This window comes from Alcanivorax sp. MD8A, from assembly GCF_002888555.1.
In the GTDB taxonomy this organism is placed as follows: Bacteria; Pseudomonadota; Gammaproteobacteria; order Pseudomonadales; family Alcanivoracaceae; genus Alcanivorax.
Genome location: NZ_AQOQ01000073.1, coordinates 1 through 1,781, shown reverse-complemented (window position 1 = coordinate 1,781; position 1,781 = coordinate 1). Strand labels below are relative to the sequence as shown.

At 57.8% G+C, this 1,781-nt stretch carries 3 protein-coding genes; 1 reads left to right on the top strand and 2 read right to left on the bottom strand.

What is annotated here, in order from left to right:
- Positions 1–260: 260 nt before the first annotated feature.
- Both A15D_RS17035 and A15D_RS17030 read right to left on the bottom strand, forming a co-directional pair.
- Positions 261–728 (bottom strand): aminoacyl-tRNA deacylase, encoded by a 468-nt coding sequence (locus tag A15D_RS17035; protein WP_102792896.1) that lies wholly within the window; start codon positions 726–728, stop codon positions 261–263.
- Between the two features lie 200 nt (positions 729–928).
- Complete coding sequence (locus tag A15D_RS17030) at positions 929–1,168, bottom strand: accessory factor UbiK family protein (RefSeq protein WP_022984921.1); 240 nt, start codon at positions 1,166–1,168, stop codon at positions 929–931.
- Between the two features lie 338 nt (positions 1,169–1,506).
- Between A15D_RS17030 and A15D_RS17025 the strand changes: the two genes are divergently transcribed.
- Positions 1,507–1,781 (top strand): P-II family nitrogen regulator (locus A15D_RS17025; RefSeq protein ID WP_102792895.1); only part of this gene is annotated, 275 nt, incomplete at its 3' end.

Sequence of the window (1,781 nt, the reverse complement as noted above, 5' to 3'; positions counted from 1 at the left end):
CCGTAGGAGCGTCGCTGGCGGCGCGATCACAACACGAGTTACGAGAAGCGAGTTTCGAAAGACAAAACCGGCAGACCCCAGCCCCTTCCGCCAGCGCCATGCCGACGAGTGATGGGACAGGTCATTCGCATTGCGAATGGATCGCCTTGCGAGCAAGGCTCCTACAGTGGCTTTGCGCATTCGTGCTGTGGAGCGCGGGAGAAGCCATAAAAGAAAGCCCGCCCGGGGAGGGCGGGGAAAGGGGAAAGTGAGTGCCGGGATCAGTGCAGCATGGCAAAGGAGCAGGTACGTGCATCACTCAGGCGCAAGAAGTCGCCCATGCCCATCTTGATCACTTCGGTGTGGGTGCCGGCATTGAAGGCAATCCAGTCTTCGCTCATCAGGGTGTCATCGATAAAGACCGGCATGCCATAGAGATTGCCAAAGGGTGGCTCGCCGCCGGTTTCGCAGAGCGGGAAGCGGTCCTTGAATTCGGTTTCGTTGGCGAGTCTCACGCTGTCGGCGTTCAGTGCCTGGCGAAGTTTTTCCGGGTCCAGGTATTGATTGGCGGGCAGCACTGCCATGGTCAGATCGCCGTCCACATCCACGATCACTGTTTTGGCCATATGGCGCCCGGGAATATGGGCGGATTGGGCCACTTCCGAGGCTGTCACGGCCGGGGGGTGGTTATAGCAGTGGTAATAGACGCCGTTGTTGTCGAGATACTCTTCCAGATTGCGCGCAGGCATGTGTACCTCCTCCCGAAAAGGGTATTCGGGACCGGGGAGCGGCCGGGCAAGCGGTTGGCGAGCCTTACCGGCACCAGAAAAGATTGATGTCTTCTCAGCTTAGGCAGCAAGTTGCAACAGGGGAAATACAGTTCTGCGCTAACGAAAATAGCGCAAGGGAATAAAGAAAAGTGGGGGCGCGGCTGCACCCCCAGGGCGCATCAGGGTTTTTCCAGCTCGGCGACCTGTTTCTCCAGTGCTTCCAGTTTTTCGCGGGTGCGCAGCAGCACCTGTTGCTGAATGTCGAATTCTTCCCGGGTGATCAGATCCAGCCGGCTGACGGTCTCGGCCAGCACGCTGCGAATGTTGCGCTCCACTTCACTGCGCAGGCCGCCCAGATCGGTGGGCAGGCGGCGGCTGATATCGGCCATCAGGCGGTCAATGAAAGGCTGGTCAGGCATGGGGAACTCCGGCATTGTCCTGTCAGGGCAGGCACGGCTTGTAATGTGCCGGCGATGGTAGCACGGTGTGTGCGATTGGGGCACCGACAGTGCCGCCCGGAACCGTGCTGCACCAAATCGGAGCCTGCCCCAATGTGGTGCGCTATAATGGCGCGTTTTCCCTGACGGCAACGTCAGGGACACAGGTTAACCCCCTGAATTTGCATGATTTTCAAAAACTGGCATGGGTCGTGCACTAATTGGGTCAGAGCGTTCGAGCATACTGTGGATCGGGAACCATAACGGGGCTCAAAGTGAAACGGACGTCACCGGACGCGGTGAAAGCTGAGGAGAATGAAATGAAACTGGTTACTGCCGTAATTAAGCCGTTCAAACTGGATGACGTGCGTGAAGCACTCTCCGAGATCGGCGTGCAGGGCATCACCGTTACCGAGGTGAAAGGCTTTGGACGTCAGAAAGGTCACACCGAGCTGTATCGGGGTGCCGAATATGTGGTGGATTTTCTGCCCAAGGTGAAAATCGAAGTGGCGATTGCCGAGTCCAGCCTGGACCAAGTGATCGAGGCCATTTCCAAAGCCGCTAATACCGGCAAGATTGGTGACGGCAAGATCTT